We start from the raw sequence: 24245 nt of genomic DNA on the forward strand, positions 1-24245 counted from the left end.
ACGTGTAATCGATTGCACAAACAAAAAAGCAGGGCCCAAAGGCCCTGCTGAATTGAGTTTGTTCGACAATACGCTGGTCTTAGGCACGCTACGAAAGCGGCAGCCAACGCTCCTCCCTTGACGTTGTCGACGTCCGGCGGTTTGGAACCACCTTTGCTTTATTGAGGCAGACCCTAACAACAAGAATCGGCCCTGTCACGCAGATTCTGCATGGCTTGCATGCTTGCCACGGATGGACTTGTAGGATTTCAGTGGGCACTAACAAAAGCCTTGAGTCGCCGTCTGTTTTGGAGTCGCCATGCGCCTGTCCCGCTACTTCCTCCCTGTACTGCGCGACGTTCCAAAAGAGGCCGAAATCGTCTCGCATCGCCTGATGCTGCGCGCCGGCATGATCCGCCAGCAGGCCTCCGGCCTCTATTCCTGGCTGCCGCTCGGCTACAAGGTGCTGATGAAGGTGCAGAAGATCATCGAGGAGGAGCAGAACCGCTCCGGCGCGATCGAACTGCTGATGCCCACCATCCAGTCGGCCGACCTGTGGCGCGAAAGCGGGCGCTACGACGCCTATGGCAAAGAAATGCTGCGCATCGAGGACCGGCACGAACGCGAATTCCTCTATGGCCCGACCAATGAGGAGATGATCACCGACATCTTCCGCACTTATGTGAAGTCCTACAAGGACTTGCCGCTGAACCTGTACCATGTCCAATGGAAGTTCCGCGACGAGGTGCGTCCCCGTTTCGGCACCATGCGCTCGCGCGAATTTTTGATGAAGGACGCCTATTCCTTCGACCTGACCAAGGAAGACGCGGTCAAGGCCTATGAGCGCATGTTCGTGGCGTACTTGCGCACCTATTCGCGCATGGGCCTGACGGCCATCCCGATGCGCGCCGATACCGGCCCCATCGGCGGTGATCTGAGCCATGAGTGGATCGTTCTGGCGGACACCGGTGAAAGCGCCGTGTTCTGCGATCGCCGCCTGCTCGACAAGCCCATTCCGCCCCAGGACATCGACTTCCGCGGCGACCTCAAGCCGGTCTTCGACGACTGGACCTCGCTCTATGCCGCGACCGAAGACATGGTCGATATGGCCGAGTTCGAGGCGGCGGTTCCAGAGGAACATCGCGTTTCTGCACGCGGTATCGAAGTCGGCCATATTTTCTACTTCGGCACCAAGTATTCCGAGCCCATGAAGGCGACCGTGACCGGTCCCGACGGCAAGGAAATCATCGTGCATATGGGCTCTTACGGCGTCGGCCCGACCCGCCTCGTCCCTGCGATCATCGAAGCGTTCCACGACGAGGCTGGCATTGTGTGGCCGGTCAGCGTTGCGCCGTTCGAGGCCGTGCTGATCAATCTCAAGGCCGGCGACGCCGAATGCGACGCGGCCTGCACCAAGCTCTACGAAGAGCTGAACGCGGCCGGCATCGACATGCTCTATGACGACCGCGACCAGGGGGCGGGAGCCAAGTTCACCACGGCCGACCTGATCGGCATTCCCTATCAGTTGATCCTGGGGCCACGCGGCCTGAAATCGGGCGAAGCCGAAATCAAACATCGCAAGAGCGGCGAGCGCGAAACCCTGCCGATCGCCGATGCGGTTGCCCGCATCGTAAGCCTGATCGAGCCGCAAAGGCGGAATGACATTTGAGCGACGCGGCGGCGCCTGCACTCAATAAGGGGACGCGCGCGTTTTCGCGTTTCGAATGGATCATCGCCGGCCGCTATCTGCGCGCCCGGCGCAAGGAGGCGTTCATCTCGGTGATCGCCAGCCTGACCATGGTGGGCCTCGCCATCGGCGTGGCCACGCTGATCGTCGTCATGTCGGTGATGAACGGCTTTCGCGCCGAGCTGCTGACCAAGATCCTGGGCCTGAACGGGCACTTCACCGCGTTTCCGATCGAGCGCGAATTCACCGACTACAAGGAAACCATCGCCAATCTGCAAAAGATTCCGGGCGTGGATTTCGCCGTCTATTATGTCGAAGGTCAGGCGCTGGCTTCGGGCAAGGGCAGTTCCACCGCCCCTGTCTCCGTGCGTGGCATGGATGAGGAAAACCTCAAGAAACTCAAATTGCTTTACAACGCCGCCGATCAGGGCGGCTGGGACAACTGGGATACCAGCAAGGGCATCGCCATCGGCTATCGGCTGGCCCAGGCACTGGGTGTGTCGCTCGGCGACAGCGTCACCATCATCAATCCCGACGGGGCAATGACGCCGTTCGGCACGACGCCGCAAATCCGCTCCTACCCAGTCAACGTGATCTTCGATCTCGGCATGGTCGAGTTCGACAGCTTCTACATGTATATGCCGCTGGCGCCGGCGCAGGACTATTTCAAGCTTTACAAGGACGAGCTCAAGCCCGGCCAGAAGCCGCTTGATCCGATGGCAACCGACGAGGAAATCGACGCCGCCTACACTCGCGTCGGCCAGGCTTCGGCCGCCGAAATCTTCATCCACGATGCCGACGACATCACCAATATGCGCGCCCGGCTGCAGGCTGATCCGACGACGCGGCCACTGGTGCTGACCGACTGGCAGCAGCGCAACGAGACCTTCTTCTCGGCGCTGCAGGTGGAGCGGGTGGTGATGTTCACCATCCTCTCGATGATTATCCTGGTGGCGGCGTTCAACATCATTTCCAGCCTGATCATGCTGGTGAAGGACAAAAGCTCCGATATCGCCGTGCTGCGCACCATGGGCGCCACGCGTGGCTCGATCATGCGCATCTTCTCCATCACCGGCACCACGATCGGCTTTGTGGGCACGTTGATCGGCGCGGGACTGGGCCTGCTTATCGCCTCCTACGCCGAGCCGCTGCGCGCATTCCTGTCCAATACGCTGGGTGTGGCGATCTTCCCGCCGGAAATATTCTTCCTGGCGGAACTGCCCTCCAAGACCGATCCGGTTGAGGTCACCATCGTGATCTGCCTGGCGCTGGGCCTGAGCTTCCTCGCGACGCTGTATCCGGCCTGGCGCGCCGCCCAATACGACCCCGTCGAGGCCCTGCGTTATGAGTAAACCGCATCTGGTGCTGACCGACGTACATCGCCATTACGGGCAGGGGGACAAGATGGTCCGCGTGCTTGAGGCCGCCAATCTGACGGTCGAGAGCGGCGAAATGGTCGCGCTGGTGGCGCCCTCGGGTGCCGGCAAATCGACGCTGCTGCATCTGAGCGGGCTGCTGGAAAGCCCGCAGGGCGGCGAGATCGAGATCATCGGCATCAAGACCAGCAAGCTTGGCGATCGCGGCCGCACCCAGCTGCGCCGCTCGACAGTGGGCTACGTCTACCAGTTCCATCACCTGTTGCCCGAATTCACGGCGCTGGAGAACGTTTCCATTCCGCAATTGATCGCCGGCCAGTCGCAGGCAGCGGCCGACAAGCGCTCGATGGAACTGCTCGACCTGCTCGGTGTCGCGCCGCGAGCCAGCCATCGCCCGGCCGAACTCTCGGGCGGCGAACAGCAGCGCATCGCCATCGCCCGCGCTGCCGCCAACCACCCCAAGGTGATTTTGGCCGACGAGCCGACCGGCAATCTCGATCCGGAAACCAGCGACCTGGTGTTCGAGGCACTCGGCAATCTGATCAAGAACGAAGGCGCGGCGGCCCTGATCGCCACGCACAATCATGATCTCGCTCGGCGCGCCGACCGGATCGTGACGCTCCGCAGCGGGCTGGTCATCTCCCACACGCTGTAGACGCTATTCGTCCTGCATGCTGGCCTTGCGAGCCTGTTCGGCGATCACCGCCAATCGTCGCCGGGCGGTCTTCAATTCAGCCGTCAGCTTCTGGTTTTCCGCCTTGAGCTGGCGCATCCGGGCCTCGGCAGCCTCGTGATGCTCTATGCCGTATTCGTGGATGCGCTTGACCACGACCTTGCTCGCGCTGGCTTGCGGATGCTCCAGCAATTCACGCCAGGTGACATCCAGCGTTCCGACCAGCTTGTGCGCGGCCAGTGCCGCCGAGGCCCGTTCGCCGGCATGCTCCGATCCCAGCATGCCCAGGATCCGGGTGAGCTTGGTCAATGTCGTGGCTTTCACAGCGTCCCTCCTGATGCGTGAGCGGTGGAACCTGATCGCACCACACCACAAAAACCAGCGAAATTTCAACAAGGCTGCTGCGTGCCTGGCTCTCTTGCTCACAACGGCGGCTTTGATACTGTAGGGCTATTCCAACACAGCTTTGGCCTGTCCGTGCTGGCGCGCCTTGTCGCCGCAACGGCACCCGCGAGCCATCTCCTAACGAATTCCTAACCAAACGTCGGCAATCCCCGCTGTGCACGCAGTTCTCCATAGACAGGAACAAATAGCGAACTTATAAGAACGTATCGGAAACACAGGAGACGGAAATGCTGACTTTCTTCAAGGATTTCGCTGCGTTCGTTACTCTCGGCGCCTTCACCGTGGGCTCGCTGACCTGGATGGATGTGCTGACCCGACTCGTGTGACCCTGTGGATTGCGCGTCGATTTGATTTCGCATCGGCGCTGAGGCTGTCACAAGGAGAGCTTCGGTAAAGGACGATCATGAGCGGTCCCGGCTTCATCCATCTGCATGTGCATTCGGCGTATTCCCTGCTCGAGGGAGCGCTGCAGCTCGAAACGATCTTGAAGCTCGCCAAGGACGACCACCAACCGGCCCTGGGCATTGCCGATACCGGCAATCTGTTCGGGGCACTTGAATTCTCGGAAAAGGCCGCCAAAAAGGGCATCCAGCCGCTGATCGGGGTGGAGCTGGCCGTCGATTTCGCCGCCACCGAAGAGCGCACCAATGAGCGCGGCAACCATACCCATTCGGCCAAATCCAGCGTTGTGCTGCTGGCCAGCAGCGAAACCGGCTTCGGCAATCTCTCGCGTCTCGTGTCCAAGGCCTATCTGCTTGGCGACGGCGGCGCTCCGCGCGCGCAGGTCGACTGGCTGGACCGCGATGGGCTCGATGGCATCATCTGCCTGACCGGCGGACCGGAAGGCGCGATCGACGCATGCCTCGCAGCGGGGCAGGATGTCCATGCCTATCAACGGCTGGAGCGGCTGGAAAACCTGTTCGGCGATCGGCTCTATATCGAATTACAGCGCCACGGGCGGGTGCAGGAGGCCTCGGTCGAGCCGCGCCTGGTCGATTATGCCTACCGGCGCGGCATACCGCTGGTGGCCACCAATGAGCCGTTCTTCAAATCCGCCAAGGAATTCGAGGCCCACGATGCGCTGCTGGCGATTGCGGGCGGCACCGTGCTGGCGCAGACCGCGCGGCGTAAGCTGAACGACCAGTATTACTTCAAGACCCGCGCCGAAATGGTCGAGCTGTTCACCGACCTGCCGGAGGCGCTCGATTCGACCATCGAGATCGCCCAGCGCATTGCCTACCGGCCCAAGACCCGCGCGCCGATTCTGCCCAAATTCGCTGCTGCGCCGGACCTGACCGACGACGAGGCCGTCGCCGTGGAGGCCGCCGCCCTGCGCAAGATGGCGGAGGAGGGGCTCGACATGCGCATCGCCACCGTGGGCACCTCGCCGGGCAAGACCGAACAGGAATACCGCGACCGGCTGGAATTCGAGCTGGGCATCATCCAGTCGATGAAATTCCCCGGCTATTTCCTGATCGTGGCTGACTTCATCCGCTGGGCCAAGGCGCATGGCATTCCAGTTGGTCCCGGTCGTGGTTCGGGCGCCGGCTCGCTGGTGGCCTATGCGACGACGATTACCGATCTCGACCCGCTAGCCTACAATCTGTTGTTCGAGCGCTTCCTCAATCCGGAACGCGTGTCGATGCCGGATTTCGACATCGACTTCTGCCAGGATCGCCGCGAAGAGGTGATCCAGTACGTCCAGACCAAGTACGGCACCGAGCAGGTCGCCCAGATCATCACTTTCGGAACGCTGCAGGCCCGCGCTGTGCTGCGCGACGTCGGGCGCGTGCTGCAAATGCCCTATGGGCAGGTCGATCGGCTGTGCAAGCTGGTGCCGGCCAATCCAGCCGATCCCTATTCGATCGAGCGCACCATGGCGGAGGTGCCGCAGTTCAAGCAGATGGCCGAGGAGGACGAGACCGTCCGCGAACTGGTCGCCATCGCCAAGAACCTCGAGGGCCTGTTCCGCCACGCCTCGACCCATGCCGCCGGTATCATCATTGGCGATCGGCCGCTGCAGGATCTGGCGCCGCTCTATCGCGATCCGCGTTCGGACATGCCGGTCTGCCAATACAATATGAAGTGGAGCGAGGCGGCGGGCCTGGTGAAGTTCGACTTCCTCGGCCTCAAGACGCTGACCACCATCGATTACGCCGTCAAGATGATCAATCAGGACGGCGGCGACTTCCGTATCGAAGATATCCCGATCGACGACAAGCCCACCTACGACCTCTACGCGCGCGGCGACAGCTTTGGCGTGTTCCAGGTCGAGGGCGCCGGCATGCGGCGCGCCCTGGTGGACATGAAGCCCGACCGCTTCGAGGACATCATCGCTATCGTGGCGCTCTATCGCCCCGGTCCGATGGACAATATTCCCTTGTTCTGTGACCGCAAGCACGGGCGCGAGGAGGTGGAATATCCACATCCCGACCTCTCCAAGGTGCTCGACGAGACCTATGGCGTCATCGTCTACCAGGAACAGGTGATGCAGATCGCCCAGCTCCTGTCGGGCTATTCGCTCGGCGAAGCCGATATGCTGCGCCGCGCCATGGGCAAGAAGATCAAGGCGGAGATGGACGCGCAACGCGAGCGTTTCCGGGAAGGCTGCATCCGCTATGGCCTGAAACTGGGGCAGGCCGACACGATTTTCGACCTGCTGGCCAAGTTCGCCAATTACGGCTTCAACAAGAGCCATGCCGCAACTTATGCGCTGGTCTCCTATCAGACGGCCTATCTCAAGGCCCATTACCCCAACGAATTCCTGGCGGCGTCGATGACGCTGGATATGGGCAATACCGACAAGCTGGCCGAATTCCGCAGCGAGTCCAAGCGCAACAAAATTGAACTGGTGGCACCCAGCGTGAACCGCTCGGAAGCCGTTTTTTCGGTCAAGAACAAGGCCATCCATTATGGCCTCTGCGCGGTGAAAGGTGTTGGCCGGCAGGTGGCCGAGCATATCGTCGAGGCTCGCAGCAATACGCCGTTCAAGGACCTGGGCGATTTCGCCCGCAGGGTCGATCCGCGCATTCTCTCCAAGCGTACGCTGGAGACGCTGGCCAATGCTGGCGCTTTCGACGATATCGTGCCGCGCCGCGAAGTGGCCTTCGGCGCCATCGAGGCCGTCATGGGCATGGCCCAGTCGCTGACCACCGAACGCACCGCCGGACAGTGGAACATGTTCGATTCGGGGGAACCTGAGCCCATCAAGCTGCCAGCCGGCGTTGCGGCCTGGAGCACGACCGAGCGCGCCGATCGCGAACTCTCGGCCATTGGCTTCCACCTCTCCGCCCATCCGCTCGATGCCTATGCCGATCTGTTCGATCGCATGCGAGTGCAGAAATGGACCGATTTCGAACGGGCGGTGAAGGACGGTGCCTCAGCGGGGCGGCTGGCCGGCACCATTTCCGGCCGCCAGGACCGCCGCACCCGCAAGGGCACGCCGATGATGATCCTGACGCTCAGCGACCAGAGCGGCAGTTTCGAGGTCATCGCCTTTTCCGAGCAGATCAACGAGTTCGGCGGCATTCTGTCGTCGGGCAAATCGGTGATCCTGCAGGTCGGTGCCGATGAACGCGCCGAGGGCATCAGCCTGCGCCTGCTCTCGGCTGAGTTGATCGAGGGGGTGGCCGAAAAGGTCGATCGCCGGCTGACGGTGTTCGCCTCCGACTCCAAGGCTCTCGGCTCGATCAGCGCCCAGCTCAAGCGGGGCGGGGAGGGGTCCGTGAACTTCGTCGTCATCCGCGACGGCGGCGCCCGCGAATACGAAATCGAACTCCCCGGCAGCTACCGCCTGACCGCCGAAGTCGCCGGCGGCATCAAGGCTTTGGAAGGTGTCATGGACGTACGGTTCCACTGAGACGGCTTGAGACTTTCGCGTCTGCCTGCATGTCCGTTCTCTCTCTAGCGCCCTTCCCGGACTTGATCCGGGGGCCTTCTGCCGTTTGCGCCGAATTGAAAGTGGCCCGCGGATCAAGTCCGCGGGAAGGGCGCTTGGGGATAGGGCTCTGGTCATATCCCGAATCTGAGGACTGGGTGGATCGCAGCCCCCAAAAGCAGCGCGGGAGAGGTGAGCCGTGGCCCGTCCTCTCCCGCTAGGGGGTTTTCACCCTTGTCCCCACGCTGAAACGCGGGTCGATTGCTGATAGAGGCAGCCTGACCGGTTTGGTTCGGCTTGCCAAGATGTCGCCGACATTGAGCTTAACCAGGTCTGAATGCTGCCGGCCTTGCGCTTGGGCGCCATTTCCCCTATATGCGCGTTTGCGTTCGACTGCGTGTCGTCGCGATTTCACACACGAGGCAGGCGATCTGTTCAATCAGATTGCCATCCGGTGGCAGGCAACTGTCGCAAGGCTTCGTGGAGGCATCAACCGGTAAACAGGAGCAGCCATCATGGCACTGCCCGAATTTTCTATGCGTCAATTGCTTGAAGCTGGCGTTCACTTTGGTCACCAGAAGCACCGCTGGAACCCCAAGATGGAACGCTACATTTTTGGCGTTCGCAACGACATCCACATTCTCGACCTGAGCCAGACCGTGCCGGCCCTGAGCCGCGCACTGCAGCTCATCTCCGACACCGTTGCTGATGGCGGCCGCGTGCTGTTCGTCGGCACCAAGCGCCAGGCCGCTCCGCTGGTCGCCGAAGCTGCCAAGTCGTCGGCGCAGTACTTCGTCAACTCGCGCTGGCTCGGCGGTACGCTGACCAACTGGCAGACCATTTCGAAGTCGATTTCGCGCCTGCGCGAACTCGAAGCGATGGGTCCAGATGAGCTCGAAGGCCGCACCAAGAAGGAGCGCCTGATGATGAGCCGCGAGCAGGAGCGTCTTGAGCGCGACCTGGGCGGCATCAAGGACATGGGCAACCTGCCGTCCTTGCTGTTCATCATCGACACCAACAAGGAAGCCAATGCGATCAAGGAGGCCCGTCGCCTGGGCATCCCGGTGATCGCCATCGTCGACACCAATTGCGATCCCGACACCGTCGATTTCGCGATCCCCGGCAATGACGACGCCAGCCGTGCGCTGGAACTCTATGTGTCGCTGGTCTCGCGCGCTGCGATCGATGGCATTGGCCGCTCGTCGAGCGCCATGGGCACCGATCTGGGCGCCTCCGAACGCGCTCCCGTCGAGGAAGCGCTGCCGGAAGCCGATGCCGCTGCCGAGCCCGCACCAACCGTCAACTAAGACGGCTATACGAGCCCCGTTTTATTGAACCATGCGGCCCCGTTGCGGGGCCGCCAAGAGGTGAACCTATGGAAATCACTGCTGGAATGGTCAAGCAGCTTCGCGACGCCACTGGTGTCGGGATGATGGACTGCAAGAAGGCCCTGGCTGAAACCGCTGGCGACATGGAAGCCGCGGTCGACTGGCTGCGCACCCGTGGCTTGGCCAAGGCCGCCAAGAAGGCCGACCGCATCGCCGCTGAAGGTCTGGTTGGGGTTGCCACCAATGGCACCACGGCTGCCGTGGTCGAAGTCAACTCCGAGACCGATTTCGTGGCGCGGAACGAGCAGTTCCAGGCCATCGTCGGCAATGTTGCCAAGCTGGCGCTCGACGCCGATGGCGACGTCGTCAAGCTCGGCGAAATGCCCTTCCCTGCATCGGGTCATTCGGTTTCGGCCGAAATCACCGAAGCCATCGCCAAGATCGGCGAGAACATGAACCTGCGCCGCACGGCGACCGTTTCGGTCACCGACGGCGTCGTGGAAAGCTATGTCCACTCGGCCGTCAAGCCGGGCCTGGGCAAGATGGGCATCCTCGTCGGTCTGGAATCGACCGGCGACAAGGCGGCTCTGTCGGCTCTCGGCAAGCAGTTGGCCATGCACATCGCAGCGACCAACCCGCTGTCGATCGATCCTGCTGATCTGGACCCGACTGTTGTCGCTCGTGAGCGCGCCATCATCCTGGAACAAGTCAAGGAATCGGGCAAGTCGGCTGAAATCGCCGAGAAGATGGTCGATGGCCGCATGCGCAAGTACTTCGAAGAAGTCACGCTTTTGGCGCAGACCTTCGTGATCGACGGCGAGACCAAGGTCGGCGTCGCGATCAAGAATGCCGAAAAGGACGTTGGCGCCCCCATCAAGCTGACCAAGTTCGTGCGCTTCGCGCTCGGCGAGGGCATCGAGAAGGCCGTCACCGACTTTGCCGCCGAAGTGGCCGCCACTTCGGGCGTCAAGCAGAACTGATTGGTGAAGGCGGGCCGCGGGCCCGCCTTTTGCTCTCTGCCGAGGGCGGTGCCTAAACCGGTATCGATCGAGCACAATGTCTTAAACCTGATGGCAATTCGTACTCGCCGGTGCTTCCCACTGGACGGGCATATGCACTAGGGTCTGCCGGTCGCCGGATTCGGCGCCCCATCATCAATTTCCAGAGGGGTTTGCCAATGGCGCCGGTTTTCAAGCGTATTTTGCTCAAGGTCTCGGGCGAAGCGCTGGCCGGTGATCAGTCATTTGGCATCGAGCCCGAATTTCTGCATTCCGTGGCCGAACAGATCGCCGATGCTTCCAAGGCCGGCGTGCAGATCGCCATCGTCATCGGCGCTGGTAACATTTTCCGCGGCATGGCCGTGGCTGCCGGCGGCACTGATCGGGTCACCGCCGACCTGATGGGCATGCTCGGCACGGTGATTAACTCGCTGGCGCTGTCGAATGCCATTTCCCGCCAGGGTGTCAAATCCAAGGTCTTTTCAGCGCTGACCATGCCGTCGGTCGCCGACAGTTTTACCGCGCGCGCCGCCAAGGCCGCGCTGGATGAAGGCTATGTGGTGGTGTGTGCCGGGGGCACTGGCAACCCGTTCTTCACCACCGACACGGCGGCGGCGCTGAAGGCGATCGAGCTCGAATGCGACGTGCTGCTCAAGGGCACCAAGGTCGATGGCGTCTATTCGGACGATCCCAACAAGAACCCCGACGCCGTACGCTATGACACCGTGAGCTATGACGAAGTCATCGGAAAGAACCTCAAGGTCATGGATACGGCCGCATTTGCCCTTGCTCGCGACAATTTGTTGCCCATAATTGTCTATGCACTGGGAGATAAAGCAGGCTTGGCCGGCGTATTGGCCGGCGAGACGCGCAGTACGCGCGTCGGCCTGCCGCTATAAGATATAAGGAAGACGATAATGGCCGGCTATTCACTGAACGATCTCAAAACCCGCATGCAGAAATCGATCGCCTCGCTGCGCGACGAATTGATAGGCCTGCGCACGGGCCGCGCCAGCGCCAGCTTGCTGGAGCCGGTGTCGGTGGAAGCCTATGGCTCGCGCACCCCGCTGAGCCAGTTGGCCACCATCACCGTGCCGGAGCCGCGCATGCTCAGCGTTCAGGTCTGGGATCGCCAACTCGCCAATGCTGTTGAAAAAGCCATCCGCGACAGCGGCCTGGGGCTCAACCCGATGGGGGAGGGGCAGGTGATCCGCGTGCCGCTGCCCGAACTGAACGAAGAGCGCCGCCGCGACTTAACCAAGGTCGCCCACAACTATGCCGAGGCGGCCCGCGTCGCCATCCGCCACATCCGCCGCGACGGCATGGATGCGCTCAAGAAGGCGGAGAAAGATGGCGATATGAGCCAGGACGATGCGCGTGTACAAACTGACGTGGTCCAGAAGACCACCGACGCACATGTGGCCGAGGTCGATGCGCTGGTAGCGGCCAAAGAAGCAGAAATCATGCAGGTCTAGGACCTCATGACCAGCTGCGCCGGGAGGGCGTAGATGTCCAGCGACTCCGCCATCAACGCCGAACCCGCGCAGCGTCCGCGCCTGCGCATTCCCGCACATATCGGCATGATCATGGACGGCAATGGCCGCTGGGCCAAGGCCCGCGGCAAGCTGCGCACCGAAGGCCATATCGAGGGCGTCAAGGCGCTGCGCAATCTGGTCGAACTGTGTATCAATTACGGCGTCGCCAACCTGACGGTGTTCAGTTTCTCGTCCGAGAACTGGACCCGTCCGCGCGATGAAATCGCTTTCATCTTCAATCTGCTGCGCCGGTTTGTTGCATCTGATTTGCAAAAGCTGATTCGCAACAATGTAAAGGTGCGCATCATCGGCTCGCGCGCCGGCCTTGAGCCCTCGCTGATCCGCCTGATCGACGATGTGGAGGCCAAGACGGCCGCCAATACAGGGCTGACCTTGATCGTTGCCTTCAACTATGGCGGCAAGGCCGAGATCACCGACGCGACGCGACTGATTGCCCGTGAAGTGGCTGCCGGCCGGCTCAGTCCCGACGATATTACCGAAGCCACCGTCGAGCGCGCGCTCTATACCTACGGCATTCCCGACCCCGACCTGATCATCCGCACCAGCGGCGAACAGCGGATCTCCAACTTCCTGCTCTGGCAGGCCGCCTATTCGGAATTCGTCTTCGTGGACGAATATTGGCCCGATTTCGACGAGGCCAGCTTCCTTCGCGTACTCGAAACCTTCTCCCTGCGCGACCGGCGCTATGGTGGCATCGAGGCGAAATCGCCTTGACCAATCCCGGCGATCCCGCTGCCGACCCAACTCCCAATCGTCGCCGTAACTGGGCCGATCTTGGCCCCCGCGTCGGTTCGGCACTGGTCCTGATCGCCATCACCGCCACGACCCTCTATCTGGGGGGATATCTGTTTGCCCTGGTCGTCGGCATCGTCTTTGCCGGCGTGTATCGCGAGTGGGAGACCATGGTCACCCGCAAGCCGCTGACGCCGACCGGCATGGTGTTGATCGCCCTGGTGGCGATTTCGGCGCCCCTCTATCCGCTTTGGGGCATGGCCGGCACTGCCTGGGTCATCGCCTTGGCCTGCCTCATCGCGCTGGCGGTTCGAGGGGAAGGCGTCCTCTGGCGCGTTGGCGGCCTGGTGCTTATGGGCGCGATCGTGGTCGCAGTCCTGGCCATGCGCGGCACCAATCTCAATGGGGTGTGGGCCGGCGTCTATCTCGGCACCGTGGTGTGGGGCACCGATTCGGCGGCGTTCTTCGCCGGACGCCAGATCGGCGGCGAAAAGCTGGCGCCCGATATCTCGCCCTCCAAGACCTGGTCCGGTGCATTGGGCGGGCTGTCGCTGGGCACCACTGCTGGCCTGATCGTCTGGATTATCGCCACCGATTCGCCGTGGTGGATCGGCCTGATCATATCCGCCATCATCAGTATTCTCGGCCAGTTGGGCGACCTCAGCGAGAGCGCGGCAAAGCGCCACTTCCGGATCAAGGACAGCGGCGATATCATTCCCGGACATGGCGGCCTGATGGATCGGCTCGACAGCCTCACATTTGGCGTGTTGTTCGTGCTGCTGCTGGGCACGCTGCATGCCGGTTTTGGCGCCGTGGCAGAGGGCCTGCTGTTCTGGTGATACCGCATCCCGCGCGGTGATCACCGCCGATAAGGAAGACCATGTTCGCTTCAGTGCTCGCCTTCGTTCCCTGGCTCCTGTCCTATGTGCTGCCGTTCCTGGTCGTGCTGACGGTAATCGTCTTCGTCCATGAAATGGGCCACTACCTGGTGGCACGCTGGAATGGCATCGCCATTGCGACCTTCTCGATCGGCTTCGGCCCCGAACTGGTCGGCTGGGACGACAAGCACGGCACCCGCTGGAAAATTTCGGCGATTCCCTTGGGCGGCTATGTCCGCTTCGTCGGTGACATGAATGCCGCCAGCGTGCCGGACCCAGACGCTGTGGAAAACGCCGATCCGGAATTGGCCCCGCATCTGTTCGTCAACAAGAACGTCTGGCAGCGCATCGCCGTGGTCGTCGCCGGCCCGCTTGCCAATGTGATCCTGACTTTCGTCATCCTCTACGCGCTGCTGCTTGGCTATGGCCGCTACACTATTCCGCCGGTGATCACCGCGGTGACCGCTGGCTCTGTGGCGGAGCAGGCTGGGCTCGAGGCTGGCGACACCATCATCGCCGTCGATGGCTATGTGGTCCGCGGTTTCGAGGATTTTCAACGGTTTGTCGCCACCAGCCCGGCGCGCCAGGTAAGCCTCGCCATCGAGCGCAACGGCGCCCCCCAAACGCTGACTTTGACGCCCGAGGCGGTCGAAGTGCAGGACCGTTTCGGCAATAACCAGCGAATCGGGCGCATCGGCGTCAGCCGCGATGTCGCCGATAACGATGTCACCCTCTACCGGCCCGGCCCGGTCGAGGCCATGGGCATGACCGTCGAGGAAATCCGCTTCATCGTGCAGCGCACGGGCGCCTTCCTGGGCGATTTCTTTGTCGGCCGCGGCGATGTCGAGCAGCTCGGGGGACCGGTCAAGGTAGCCAAGGTTTCCGGCGAGGTTGCGACCCTGGGCGTGGTGGCGCTGATCAATCTGACAGCGCTCTTGTCGCTGAATATCGGAATTTTCAACCTTTTACCCGTACCCATGCTCGACGGCGGGCACTTGCTGTACTACCTGATCGAAGCTGCGCGGCGGAAGCCGCTGAGCATGAAGGTTCAGGAGATCGGATTCCGCTTTGGCTTCGCGCTGGTGCTGGCGTTGACGGTGTTTACGCTGTTCAACGACACATTGTTCGCGTACCTCAGAACCCTCAGTTAAGTCATTGTTAACCTTGGTTGGCAAGGTGTTGCACGAATACAAGGCCGCCAATCATTTACTAACCGCGACGAGGCATGCTCCTTGTCTGTGGTTAAAAAAACAGTAAAACAGTTCAATGGAGTTAGCTTGGGGGAGCGCTGTGCATGGCGATTCCCCGGGCAGGTCGCAGAAGGCAATAAAAACGATGATCCACCCTACCAAGCTGATGCGCGGCGTGTTCTTTGCGCTGGCAATCCTGGGCGCTGCGCCATTGGCCGGCACCAGTATTCCAGTCCTCGGCACCGCCATGGCGCAAGCGCAGGAGCAGTTGGTCGGCTCGGTGCTGTTCGACGGCAACAAGCGCTTCTCGGACGCACAGCTCCTGACCATGGTGGATGTCTCTGCATCCGGCATCTTCACCCAGGCGCGTCTGGCCTCCGACATCGAGAGCATCCGTCAGGCTTATGACAAGGATGGCTATCGCTCCGTTGGCGTCACCGCCAAGACCGAAACCATCCCCGATGGCCGCGTCCGCGTTACCTTCGTCGTCAACGAAGGTGATCGCGCCGGCATCGCTGCAATCAATTTCACTGGTAACAACGCGGTCAATGCCGGCACCCTCAAGGGCACGCTGCTGACCAAGGAAACCGGTTTCCTGAGCTGGCTGTTCAAGGACGACGGCTATGACGAGCAGAAGCTCGCGGTCGATCGCGAACGCGTTCGCCTCTACTACGCCACCCATGGCTATCCTGACGCGCAGGTGACCTCGGTCGGCGAGTACGACGCGGCCCGCAACGACTACTTCATCAATTTCACCGTCAACGAAGGCGAGAAATACGCTTTCGGCAATGTTGGCATCGAGACCAGCATCAACGGCTTGAACACCAACGTGCTGACCGGCACCGTCCAGACCGGGCAGGGCAGCCGCTATTCGATTGCCGACCTGCAGAAGACCATCGAGGACATGTCCTACGAGGCCACTTCGCAGGGCTATTCCTTCGCCGACGTCCGGGCTCGCCTCGATCGCGACGTGACCAATCGCAAGTTCAACGTCACCTACCTGGTTGACGAGGGCCCGCGCGTCTATGTTGAGCGCATCAACATCACCGGCAATACCAAGACCCGCGATTTCGTGATCCGCCGTGAGCTGGAGTTTGCCGAAGGCGACCCCTTCAACCGTTCGATGGTCGTTCGTGGTCGTACCTCGATCCAGGACCTCGGCTTCTTCTCCGCTGTCGACATCACCACCCAGGCTGGCTCTTCGCCCGACAAGGTCGTGATCAACATCGCGGTGACCGAGCAGTCGACCGGCGATTACGGCGCAACCGCCGGCTATTCGACCTCTGACGGCGTCCTGGGCGAACTGTCGCTGACCGAGCGTAACTTCCTTGGCCGTGGCCAGTATCTGCGTGCCGCTGTCGGTGCCTCGCAGAATGGTCGCACCTTCGACTTCTCGTTCACCGATCCTCGCTTCATGGGCCTGAAAGTGTCTGCCGGCGTCGATGCCTATCACCGCATCAACGACGAATCCGACACGAACTTCTACGGCTCGCAGTCGACCGGTGGCCAGTTGCGCTTCGGCGTACCGCTTACCCGTGATCTGTCCGCAACCGTCTTTGCCGGTGGCGAACGCAAGGTCATCGTCGACGAGGAAGGTCCTGCGTCTACCCTGGTTGTGGATGGCCACGAATATTACAAAGCCTTCGTGGGCTACACTTTGACCTGGAATGGCGTCGATAACGTCAAGAAGCCGACCGAAGGCCTTTATGCGACGTTCACGCAGCAGTATATCGGTTGGGATCACAGCCTGATCAAAACCGAAGCCAAGGGCCGATATTTCATCCCACTGATGGATGACAGCGGCATCGTGGCGAGCATCCGGGGCCAGGCCGGTGTGATCAACGACCTGAGCGACAATGGCGTCAGCCCAGTGGAAGCCTTCAATCCGGGCGGCTCGCTGATCCGTGGGTTCCAGGGTCGTGGCCTCGGGCCGCGCCTGACGACCGGCGAATATCTCGGCGCCACCATGTATGCTGGCGTTTCGGCCGAAATCCAGTTCCCGCTCCCGATCCTGCCGGAAAGCTACGGCCTGAGCGGCGCAATCTGGGCGGATGCCGCCTGGGTGGATGGTCTGCCGGACTTCGGTGCCAACACCGTCGAGGCGGGCAGCGTGGATACGCCATGGCGGACTTCGATCGGTGCCTCGCTGCTCTGGGACTCGCCATTCGGCCCACTGCGTGGCGACTTCGCCCACGTGCTTGGCAAGTCGAGCACCGATCGTACCCAGGTGTTCCAGTTGACCCTGTCGACCTTGCTGTAGACGCCATTGCGTAAGTAGATTTATCGAGCCGCGGGGCGGTAGCGCCGCGGCTCGATTGTTTTTGAGTGACACCATGGTCGATACCCGTTTTCACCGCTTTGCCGGCCCAGCCAAGCTGAGCATCATTCTGGCCGCGGCCGGCTGGAGCGAAGCCCTGGCCAGCCTCGGTGGTGAGGATTTCGAAATCCAGGGTGTCGCCGAACTGGACCTCGCCGCGCCCGGCGATCTGGCACTGGCCGCCCACCTCAACTATGTCGAAGAGCTGCGCGGCACCTCCGCCGGGCTCGTCATCATAGCGGCGGGCCTCGCCGATGCGGTGCCCGCGCAGAGCCGGGCGCTGGTCGTCGATCGTCCGCACCAGCTGTTTGTCGATATTCTCGACGTTCTCTATCCGGACAGCACCCGCTCGGTGATTGCCGCACAGAGCACCGATCTGGAGCCACCGCTGCTGGAGCGCGACGTGGTGCTGGGCGCCAATGTGGTGATCGGCGCAGGCGTCGAAATCGGCCGCCAGACCATTATCGGCGCCAATACCGTCATCGGCGCCGGCGTCACCATCGGCCGCAACTGCATCATCGCCGCCAATACCACGATCGATTGCGCCCATATCGGCAACGGCGTGACGATCCACTCCGGCGTGCGGATCGGCACCGAGGGCTTTGGCTGGCTCGACCATGGCCAGTCCAACCGCAAGATTCCCCAGCTCGGCCGCGTCATCGTGCAGGACCGCGTCGAGATCGGCGCCAATTCGACGATCGACCGTGGCGCGCTGGGCGACACCGTCCTGGGTGAGGGCACCAAGATCGACAACCTGGTCCAGATTGGCCACAATTGCCGCATCGGCCGCAATTGCCTGATCGCTGCGATGACTGGCCTCTCAGGCTCAACCATTATCGGCGATGGCGTGCTCATGGGCGGCGGCACCGGCACTTCCGGGCACCTGACCATCGGCGCCGGCTCGGTGGTGCATGGCCGCGCTGCCGTGACCAAGAACTGGCCGCCCGGCTCCAAGCTTGCCGGGGCTCCGGCGCAGGATATAAGAGACTTCTGGCGCGAAATCGCCGCCATGCGAAAACTATCAAAAGGGGACAAGCGGCAATGACCGATCTATCGACCGCGAGCAAAGAGCTCACAGCGATGAGCATCGCCGAGATCCTCAAAAGCCTGCCCCATCGATATCCAATGCTGATGATCGACAAGATCATCGAGATCGACGGCGACGAAACCGCCATCGGCATCAAGAACGTGACGTTCAACGAGCCTATCTTCCAGGGCCACTTTCCTGAAAACCCGATTTTTCCTGGCGTGCTGATCATCGAAGGCATGGCCCAGACGGCCGGCGCCATCGTCATCGCCCACGATTCAAGCGGCGACCGCAAGAATATCGTGCTCATGCTGGGCGTGGACAAAGCCAAGTTTCGCAAGCCGGCTGGCCCCGGCGACAAGATCGAATTCCACATCGCCAAGATTCAGCGCCGGCGCAATGTCGGCCGCTACCAGGCTAAGGCCATTGTCGACGGCATCATCATCGCCGAAGCCGAGATCACCGCGATGATCGTTGGGGTTCCCCTGTGACGACGGCGACGATTCATCCGACGGCCATCGTCGGATCAGGCGCCAAACTCGGGGCTGGGGTCAAGGTCGGCCCATTCTGCATCATCGGCGACCATGTCGTGCTGCATGACGATGTGGAACTGGTTTCTCACGTCACTATCGACGGCCATACCGAAATCGGCGCCGGCTCGCGCATTTTCCCCTTCGCCTCGGTCGGCCACGAGCCGCAGGATCGGAAATATGCCGGCGAGGCCTCGCGGCTGGAAATCGGCGAGCGCTGCATCATCCGCGAGGCGGTAACCATCAACCCGGGCACGGCCGGTGGCGGCATGCTGACCAAGATCGGCAATGACTGCCTGCTGATGGCCAGTGCCCACGTGGCCCATGACTGCATCATCGGCAACAACGTCATCATGGCCAATTACGTCGGCTTGGCCGGCCACGTCGTGGTCGGTGACAACGTCACTTTTGGCGGCATGGCGGTGGTGCATCAGTTCACCCGGGTTGGCCCCCATGCCTTTATCGGCGCGCAGTCGATGATCGATGGCGATGTAATCCCCTATGGCATGGCGCTGGGCAATCGGGCGTCGCTGGCCGGACTCAACCTGGTCGGCCTCAAGCGCCGCAAGTTCGACCGCGAGGCCATTCACCGGCTGCGCGCGGCTTACCGGATGATCTTCGCCAGCGAGGGCACGTTACGTGAACGGGTCGAGGACGCCGCCGAGCTATTCAAGAACGACGCGCTGGTGCAGGACGTGGTGAAATTCATCGTTGCCGCATCCGACCGGCCGATCCTGATTCCGCGCAACGGCCACGCGCCCGAATAAATGGCCAAGGCGACGGGACGGCTTTCGATCTTCGCGGGCACCGGAATGCTGGCGCCTTATGCGGTCGATGCGGCCCTGGCCGCCGGCTACAAGGTGCAGGTGCTGACGCTGGAGCCGCGCAATGACGTGACCAAGGTCAAGGTCATCGGGGTCGATGTCGGCAATCCGCTCGCCATCATCTGGTCACTCAAGATTTTCCGTACCACCCACATCATCATGGCCGGCGGCGTCCACCTCTCCGACAAGACCCGCGAGGGCCTCATCCGCTTCGCCAACAAGGATGCCCCCGCCGGACCGGCCCATGCCGCTCCCGTCGGAGATGCAACCTTGGCCGCATTGGGCAGCGTGCTCAAGAAAATGACCGGTGCCGACCTGGTCGGCATCCACGAGATCGCACCCGAATTGCTGGCGCCCGAAGGCGTGATCGCCGGACCGGTCCTGTCCGCCGACGAGATCGGTTTCGCGCAATTCGCGCTGCGGACCGCCCGCGCCATCGGCGCGCTCGACATCGGCCAGGCGGCCATCGTATCCGGCCACCGCGTGCTAGCCGTCGAGGACATCGGCGGCACCGATGCGCTGATTGCCCGGGCCGGCGAATTGAAACGGCAGGGCCTGGCCGGCGATGGCGACGCGCGGCTGATTCTGGCCAAGGCCGTCAAACCGCAACAACCTAGCTTCGCCGACATGCCGGCCATCGGCCCGCAGACCGTCGTCAATTGCGCCGAAGCCGGCATTGCGGCGATCTCCGTCGAGGCAGGCAATAGCCTGTTGCTGCAGCGCACCGACCTCATCGAAGCCGCCCATCGCCTTGGCATCAGCGTTGTCGGCCTGAGGCTCATCGATGGCTGAACCGCTCAAGCTGTTCATCCTGGCCGGCGAGCCGTCCGGCGACCGCATCGCCGCCGATCTGGTGATGCGCCTGCGTGCCAAAGTCGATGTGACACTGTCCGGTGTCGGTAGTGATGAATTAATCGGGCAGGGACTGCGCCCGCTATTCCCCATGAGCGACCTGGCCGTCATGGGTCTGACGGACGTGCTGCTGCGCCTGCCGCTATTGCTGTGGCGCATCGAACAGACGGCGCGCGCAATCGTCGCCAGCAATCCCGATATCGTCGTGCTGGTCGATGCGCAGGATTTCTCGAAGCGCCTAGCCAAGCGCGCTAAAGCCCTCGGCTTCACCCACCCGATCCTGCTCTATGTCGCCCCGAGCGTCTGGGCCCGTGCCCCGCATCGGGCCAAGGCGCTAGCGCCGCTGTTCGACGAAGTGCTCGCGGTCCTGCCCTTCGAGCCAGCGGTGATGACGCGGCTCGAAGGCCCGTCGACACACTATGTCGGCCACCCCTCGCTCGCCGAAGGTATCCCCACATCGGCCGGCACCGACCGGGGTTTGGTCGCTCTCCTGCCAGGCAGTCGCAATGGCGAACTGCGTCGCCATCTGCCCTTGCTGGGTCAGGTCGCCGCGCAACTGGCCGGCCATCCCGCCGTCAGTGGCTTCTTCATTCCCACCCTAAGATCGCTGGAGGCACGACTACGCGCGGAGACCGCCAATTTGCCGGTGCCGGTGACCATCGTCGCCAACCGCGCGGAGCGGCGCGCGCTCTACCAGCAAAGCGTGCTGGCGCTGTCGGTCTCGGGCACCGCGACGTTGGAGCTAGCGCTGGCGCGGGTCCCCATGGTCGTCGTCTATGTTCTGGACACCCCGCAGGCGCGCGAGTTCGACCGCATCGGCCGCCCGCAGGTCGGCCTGCCCAATATCGTGCTGGGCCGTATCGTCACCGATGAGTTGATCACCACAGCGCCGGAGCCGGACACGCTCAAGGCCGCGGCGCTGCGCCTGCTCGACAACAAAAAAGCCCGCCAAGACCAGATTGCGGCCTTTGGCGAGCTTGCGGACTTGATGGAGCGCGGCACTGAAGATGCGCCCCGGCAGGACCCGGCGGACCGGGTCCTCGGTCATTGGCAGATCAGCGGGCGCTGATCGCTTCGTAGTCGCGGGCCGGCGAGCCATTATAGAGCTGGCGCGGGCGGCCGATCTTCTTCTGCGGATCGGCGATCATTTCCTTCCACTGCGCGATCCAGCCGACCGTACGGGCGACCGAGAACAGCACGGTGAACATCGATGTGGGGAAGCCGATAGCCTCAAGGATAATGCCCGAATAGAAATCGACATTTGGGTAAAGCTTGCGATCGATGAAGTACTGATCCTCGAGCGCGATCTTTTCCAGTTCCTGCGCCACCTGCAGGATTGGATTATTCTCGACCCCAAGCAGAGCCAGCACTTCCTTGGCCGTCGCCTGCATGACCGTGGCGCGCGGATCGAAGTTCTTGTAGACGCGATGACCGAAGCCCATCAGCTTGAAGCCGGAATTCTTGTCCTTGGCGCGGGCGATGAATTCAGGAATGCGATCGACGGTGCCGATTTCCTTGAGCATGTTGAGCGCCGCCTCGTTGGCGCCGCCATGAGCAGGGCCCCAGAGGCACGCCACGCCAGCCGCGATACAGGCAAACGGATTGGCGTCGGACGAACCGGCCAGCCGAACCGTCGAGGTCGAAGCGTTCTGCTCGTGATCGGCATGCAGGGTGAAGATCAGGTCCATCGCCTTGGCGATGACCGGGTTCACCTTGTACTGCTCGGCCGGCACCGAAAAGCACATGTGCAGGAAATTGGACGCGTAATCCAGGTCGTTGCGCGGGTAGACGAAGGGCTGGCCCACCGAATACTTGTACGCCATCGCGGCGATCGTCGGCATCTTGGCGATCATGCGGATCGAGGCGATTTCGCGCTGCTGCGGATCGTTGATGTCCGTGGAGTCATGATAGAACGCCGCCATGGCGCCGACCACGCCGGTCATGACTGCCATCGGATGGGCGTCGCGACGGAAGCCGCGATAGAAGTAGTGCATCTGCTCGTGCACCATGGTGTGGTGCGTCACGACTTCTTCGAAGTCCTTGAGCTGCGTCTTGCTCGGCAGTTCGCCGTACAGCAGCAGGTAGCACACTTCGAGGTAATTGCTCTTGGCGGCCAACTGGTCGATCGGATAGCCGCGATACAGCAGTTCGCCCTTGTCGCCATCGATATAGGTGATGGAGCTGTCGCAAGCGGCCGTGGAGGTAAATCCGGGGTCGTAGGTGAACATGCCGGTCTTGGCGTAAAGCGATCGGATGTCGATGACATCCGGCCCGACGGACCCGGACAGAACCGGAAATTCGTAGGACTGATCCCCGATGACGAGTTTGGCGACTTTGTCGGTCATTCAGCTCTCCTCGATGGCCCGCAACCCAATAGGAAAGGAGTTTCGTTGAGTTGGGCCGGCAAACATGGCTTAGGCATGGGCTGCTCCTGAGGTATCAGCTTTTGCCCATTCGAAGCAATTGATGGGTAAGCATTCCTTACCCACCTAACTGTCATTATTTCGTGTCGATCTGGTCCCCCAGGCGGGCCAGGCTTTCGTCCCGGCCAATCAAAACCATCACCTCGAAAATCCCTGGCGACACTGTGCGTCCGGTCAGCGCCGCGCGCAACGGCTGGGCCAGCTTGCCCAGCTTCAGCCCCTTGGCCTCGGCCAGGGTGCGCATCGCCGCGTCGATCGCTTCCACGCTCCAATCGTTCAACCCAATCAGCAGGTCCCGCACATCGCCGAGCACGGACCGAGCGTCCGGCGTCAGCAATGCCGAGGCCGCGCTATCGATAGGCAACGGACGTGACGCATAGATGAATTGTGCCAGGTCGATCAGCTCGAGAATGGTCTTGGCACGCGGCTGCAGCTCGGGCAGGGCGGCCAGTACCGTCGCCTTGTTGGCGGTCAGCCCCTCCAGGTCCGCCAGCCGGCCAACTTCCTCGGCCAGCGCGATCATCACGCCATAGAGGTAGTCCGGCTTTGCCTCGCGGATGTAGTGGCCGTTGATGCTCTCGAGCTTGACGAAGTCGAACCGCGCGGCACCCTTATTGAGGCCGTCGAGGCTGAACCACTCGATCATCTGGTCACTGGAGAAAATCTCGTCGTCGTCATGCGACCAGCCCAGCCGTGCCAAATAATTGCGCAGGGCCTCGGGCAGGTAGCCCATCTGGCGATAGGCCTCGACACCCAGTGCACCGTGGCGCTTGGAGAGCTTGGCGCCATCCGGCCCGTGGATCAGCGGAATATGGGCCATCTCGGGGATGTCCCAACCCATGGCGTTGTAGACCACGATCTGCCGGGCGGCATTGGTCAGGTGATCGTCGCCGCGAATGATGTGGGTGACGCCCATGTCATGGTCGTCCACGACCACGGCATGCATATAGGTCGGCGTCCCGTCAGAACGCAGGATAATGAAATCGTCGAGATTTTCGGCCTTGAACACCACCTCGCCCTGCACGTGGTCATGCACAACGATATCGCCGCTCAATGGCGATTTGATGCGGATGACTGGGGCGACGCCGGCGGGTGCCTCGGACTGGTCGCGGTCGCGCCAATAGCCGTTGTAGCGCGGCGGTTTGCCGGCAGCGCGGGCCTCTTCGCGCATCTGGTCCAGCTCGGCGGGCGAGCAATAGCACTTGTAGGCATGGCCGCGTGCGATCAGCTCATGGGCAATTTCGGCATGGCGCGAGGCGCGGCCGAACTGGCTGATCGCGTCGCCATCCCAATGCAGGCCGAGCCAGCTCAGGCCGTCCTTGATCGCCTCGACGGCGGCTTCGGTGGAGCGTTCGCGGTCGGTGTCCTCAATGCGCAGCAGCATCTTGCCGCCCATCTTGCGGGCATAGGCCCAGCTGAACAGCGCCGTGCGGGCACCGCCGATGTGCAGATAGCCGGTGGGCGAGGGGGCGAAGCGAGTGACGACCTGAGACATAAAAGACCGGAACGGTTGGACGAGTTTCGGTGCCGTGTGTAGCATAGGGGTGCATGAGCGCAAGGGCGGGGGGCAGGCCGGTGCTGAGCGCGGAAACG

Annotated in this window: 20 protein-coding genes; 17 read left to right on the top strand and 3 right to left on the bottom strand. The window is 62.2% G+C overall.

Annotated features, from left to right (window positions below; genetic code table 11):
* The first annotated feature begins 298 nt into the window (after nt 1-298).
* The 3 genes from proS to JWR51_RS16355 are packed head-to-tail and all read left to right on the top strand — an operon-like array spanning nt 299 to nt 3697.
* Complete coding sequence (gene proS, locus JWR51_RS16345; protein WP_299749766.1) at nt 299-1648, top strand: proline--tRNA ligase; 1350 nt, start codon at nt 299-301, stop codon at nt 1646-1648.
* Nucleotides 1645-3018, top strand: a complete 1374-nt coding sequence (locus JWR51_RS16350; protein WP_299749769.1) for an ABC transporter permease — start codon at nt 1645-1647, stop codon at nt 3016-3018. Before proS ends, JWR51_RS16350 begins: the two co-directional genes overlap by 4 nt.
* Nucleotides 3011-3697 (top strand): ABC transporter ATP-binding protein, encoded by a 687-nt coding sequence (locus JWR51_RS16355; protein WP_299749772.1) that lies wholly within the window; start codon nt 3011-3013, stop codon nt 3695-3697. Before JWR51_RS16350 ends, JWR51_RS16355 begins: the two co-directional genes overlap by 8 nt.
* A 3-nt stretch (nt 3698-3700) precedes the next feature.
* Here JWR51_RS16355 and JWR51_RS16360 read toward each other — a convergent pair whose 3' ends face one another.
* Nucleotides 3701-4039, bottom strand: coding sequence for a hypothetical protein (locus JWR51_RS16360; protein WP_299749774.1), 339 nt, complete (start codon nt 4037-4039; stop codon nt 3701-3703).
* A 484-nt stretch (nt 4040-4523) separates the two neighbouring features.
* Between JWR51_RS16360 and dnaE the strand changes: the two genes are divergently transcribed.
* From dnaE to JWR51_RS16430, 14 genes are all read left to right on the top strand, one after another.
* Entirely contained in the window at nt 4524-7979 is a 3456-nt protein-coding gene (gene dnaE, locus JWR51_RS16365) for a DNA polymerase III subunit alpha (RefSeq protein WP_299749777.1), read from the top strand.
* A 533-nt stretch (nt 7980-8512) separates the two neighbouring features.
* A complete protein-coding gene (gene rpsB / locus JWR51_RS16370; RefSeq protein WP_299749780.1) occupies nt 8513-9304 on the top strand; it encodes a 30S ribosomal protein S2 in 792 nt (263 codons plus the stop codon).
* Between the two features lie 68 nt (nt 9305-9372).
* Nucleotides 9373-10305, top strand: coding sequence for a translation elongation factor Ts (tsf, locus tag JWR51_RS16375; RefSeq protein ID WP_299749783.1), 933 nt, complete (start codon nt 9373-9375; stop codon nt 10303-10305).
* Nucleotides 10306-10502: 197 nt separating this feature from the next.
* Nucleotides 10503-11222 carry a UMP kinase gene (gene pyrH / locus JWR51_RS16380; RefSeq protein ID WP_299749786.1) on the top strand — a complete coding sequence of 240 codons (720 nt, stop codon included), beginning with the start codon at nt 10503-10505 and terminating at the stop codon, nt 11220-11222.
* 18 nt (nt 11223-11240) lie between these two features.
* Nucleotides 11241-11798, top strand: coding sequence for a ribosome recycling factor (gene frr / locus JWR51_RS16385; RefSeq protein WP_299749788.1), 558 nt, complete (start codon nt 11241-11243; stop codon nt 11796-11798).
* A gap of 33 nt (nt 11799-11831) precedes the next feature.
* A complete protein-coding gene (locus JWR51_RS16390; RefSeq protein ID WP_299749791.1) occupies nt 11832-12593 on the top strand; it encodes an isoprenyl transferase in 762 nt (253 codons plus the stop codon).
* A complete protein-coding gene (locus JWR51_RS16395; RefSeq protein ID WP_299749794.1) occupies nt 12590-13450 on the top strand; it encodes a phosphatidate cytidylyltransferase in 861 nt (286 codons plus the stop codon). Before JWR51_RS16390 ends, JWR51_RS16395 begins: the two co-directional genes overlap by 4 nt.
* A gap of 41 nt (nt 13451-13491) precedes the next feature.
* A complete protein-coding gene (gene rseP, locus JWR51_RS16400; RefSeq protein ID WP_299749797.1) occupies nt 13492-14640 on the top strand; it encodes an RIP metalloprotease RseP in 1149 nt (382 codons plus the stop codon).
* Between the two features lie 184 nt (nt 14641-14824).
* Nucleotides 14825-16939, top strand: coding sequence for an outer membrane protein assembly factor BamA (bamA, locus tag JWR51_RS16405; RefSeq protein ID WP_299749800.1), 2115 nt, complete (start codon nt 14825-14827; stop codon nt 16937-16939).
* 73 nt (nt 16940-17012) lie between these two features.
* Nucleotides 17013-18041: a UDP-3-O-(3-hydroxymyristoyl)glucosamine N-acyltransferase gene (lpxD, locus tag JWR51_RS16410; protein WP_299749803.1), complete on the top strand. Its 1029-nt coding sequence runs from the start codon at nt 17013-17015 to the stop codon at nt 18039-18041.
* Complete coding sequence (gene fabZ / locus JWR51_RS16415) at nt 18038-18514, top strand: 3-hydroxyacyl-ACP dehydratase FabZ (RefSeq protein WP_299749806.1); 477 nt, start codon at nt 18038-18040, stop codon at nt 18512-18514. Before lpxD ends, fabZ begins: the two co-directional genes overlap by 4 nt.
* A complete protein-coding gene (gene lpxA / locus JWR51_RS16420; RefSeq protein ID WP_299749809.1) occupies nt 18511-19320 on the top strand; it encodes an acyl-ACP--UDP-N-acetylglucosamine O-acyltransferase in 810 nt (269 codons plus the stop codon). The genes fabZ and lpxA overlap by 4 nt, the downstream gene beginning before the upstream one ends.
* Nucleotides 19321-20169: a UDP-2,3-diacylglucosamine diphosphatase LpxI gene (gene lpxI, locus JWR51_RS16425; RefSeq protein ID WP_299749813.1), complete on the top strand. Its 849-nt coding sequence runs from the start codon at nt 19321-19323 to the stop codon at nt 20167-20169.
* Entirely contained in the window at nt 20162-21298 is a 1137-nt protein-coding gene (locus tag JWR51_RS16430) for a lipid-A-disaccharide synthase (RefSeq protein WP_299749816.1), read from the top strand. Before lpxI ends, JWR51_RS16430 begins: the two co-directional genes overlap by 8 nt.
* Here the strand turns inward: JWR51_RS16430 and gltA are convergent.
* The gene (gltA, locus tag JWR51_RS16435; protein WP_299749819.1) at nt 21285-22574 is read right to left on the bottom strand and encodes a citrate synthase; all 1290 of its coding nucleotides are present in this window, start codon (nt 22572-22574) and stop codon (nt 21285-21287) included. The genes JWR51_RS16430 and gltA overlap by 14 nt on opposite strands.
* A gap of 154 nt (nt 22575-22728) precedes the next feature.
* The gene (gene gltX / locus JWR51_RS16440; RefSeq protein WP_299749822.1) at nt 22729-24147 is read right to left on the bottom strand and encodes a glutamate--tRNA ligase; all 1419 of its coding nucleotides are present in this window, start codon (nt 24145-24147) and stop codon (nt 22729-22731) included.
* Nucleotides 24148-24245: the final 98 nt, after the last annotated feature.

This window comes from Devosia sp., from assembly GCF_028290625.1.
Taxonomy (GTDB): Bacteria; Pseudomonadota; Alphaproteobacteria; order Rhizobiales; family Devosiaceae; genus Devosia.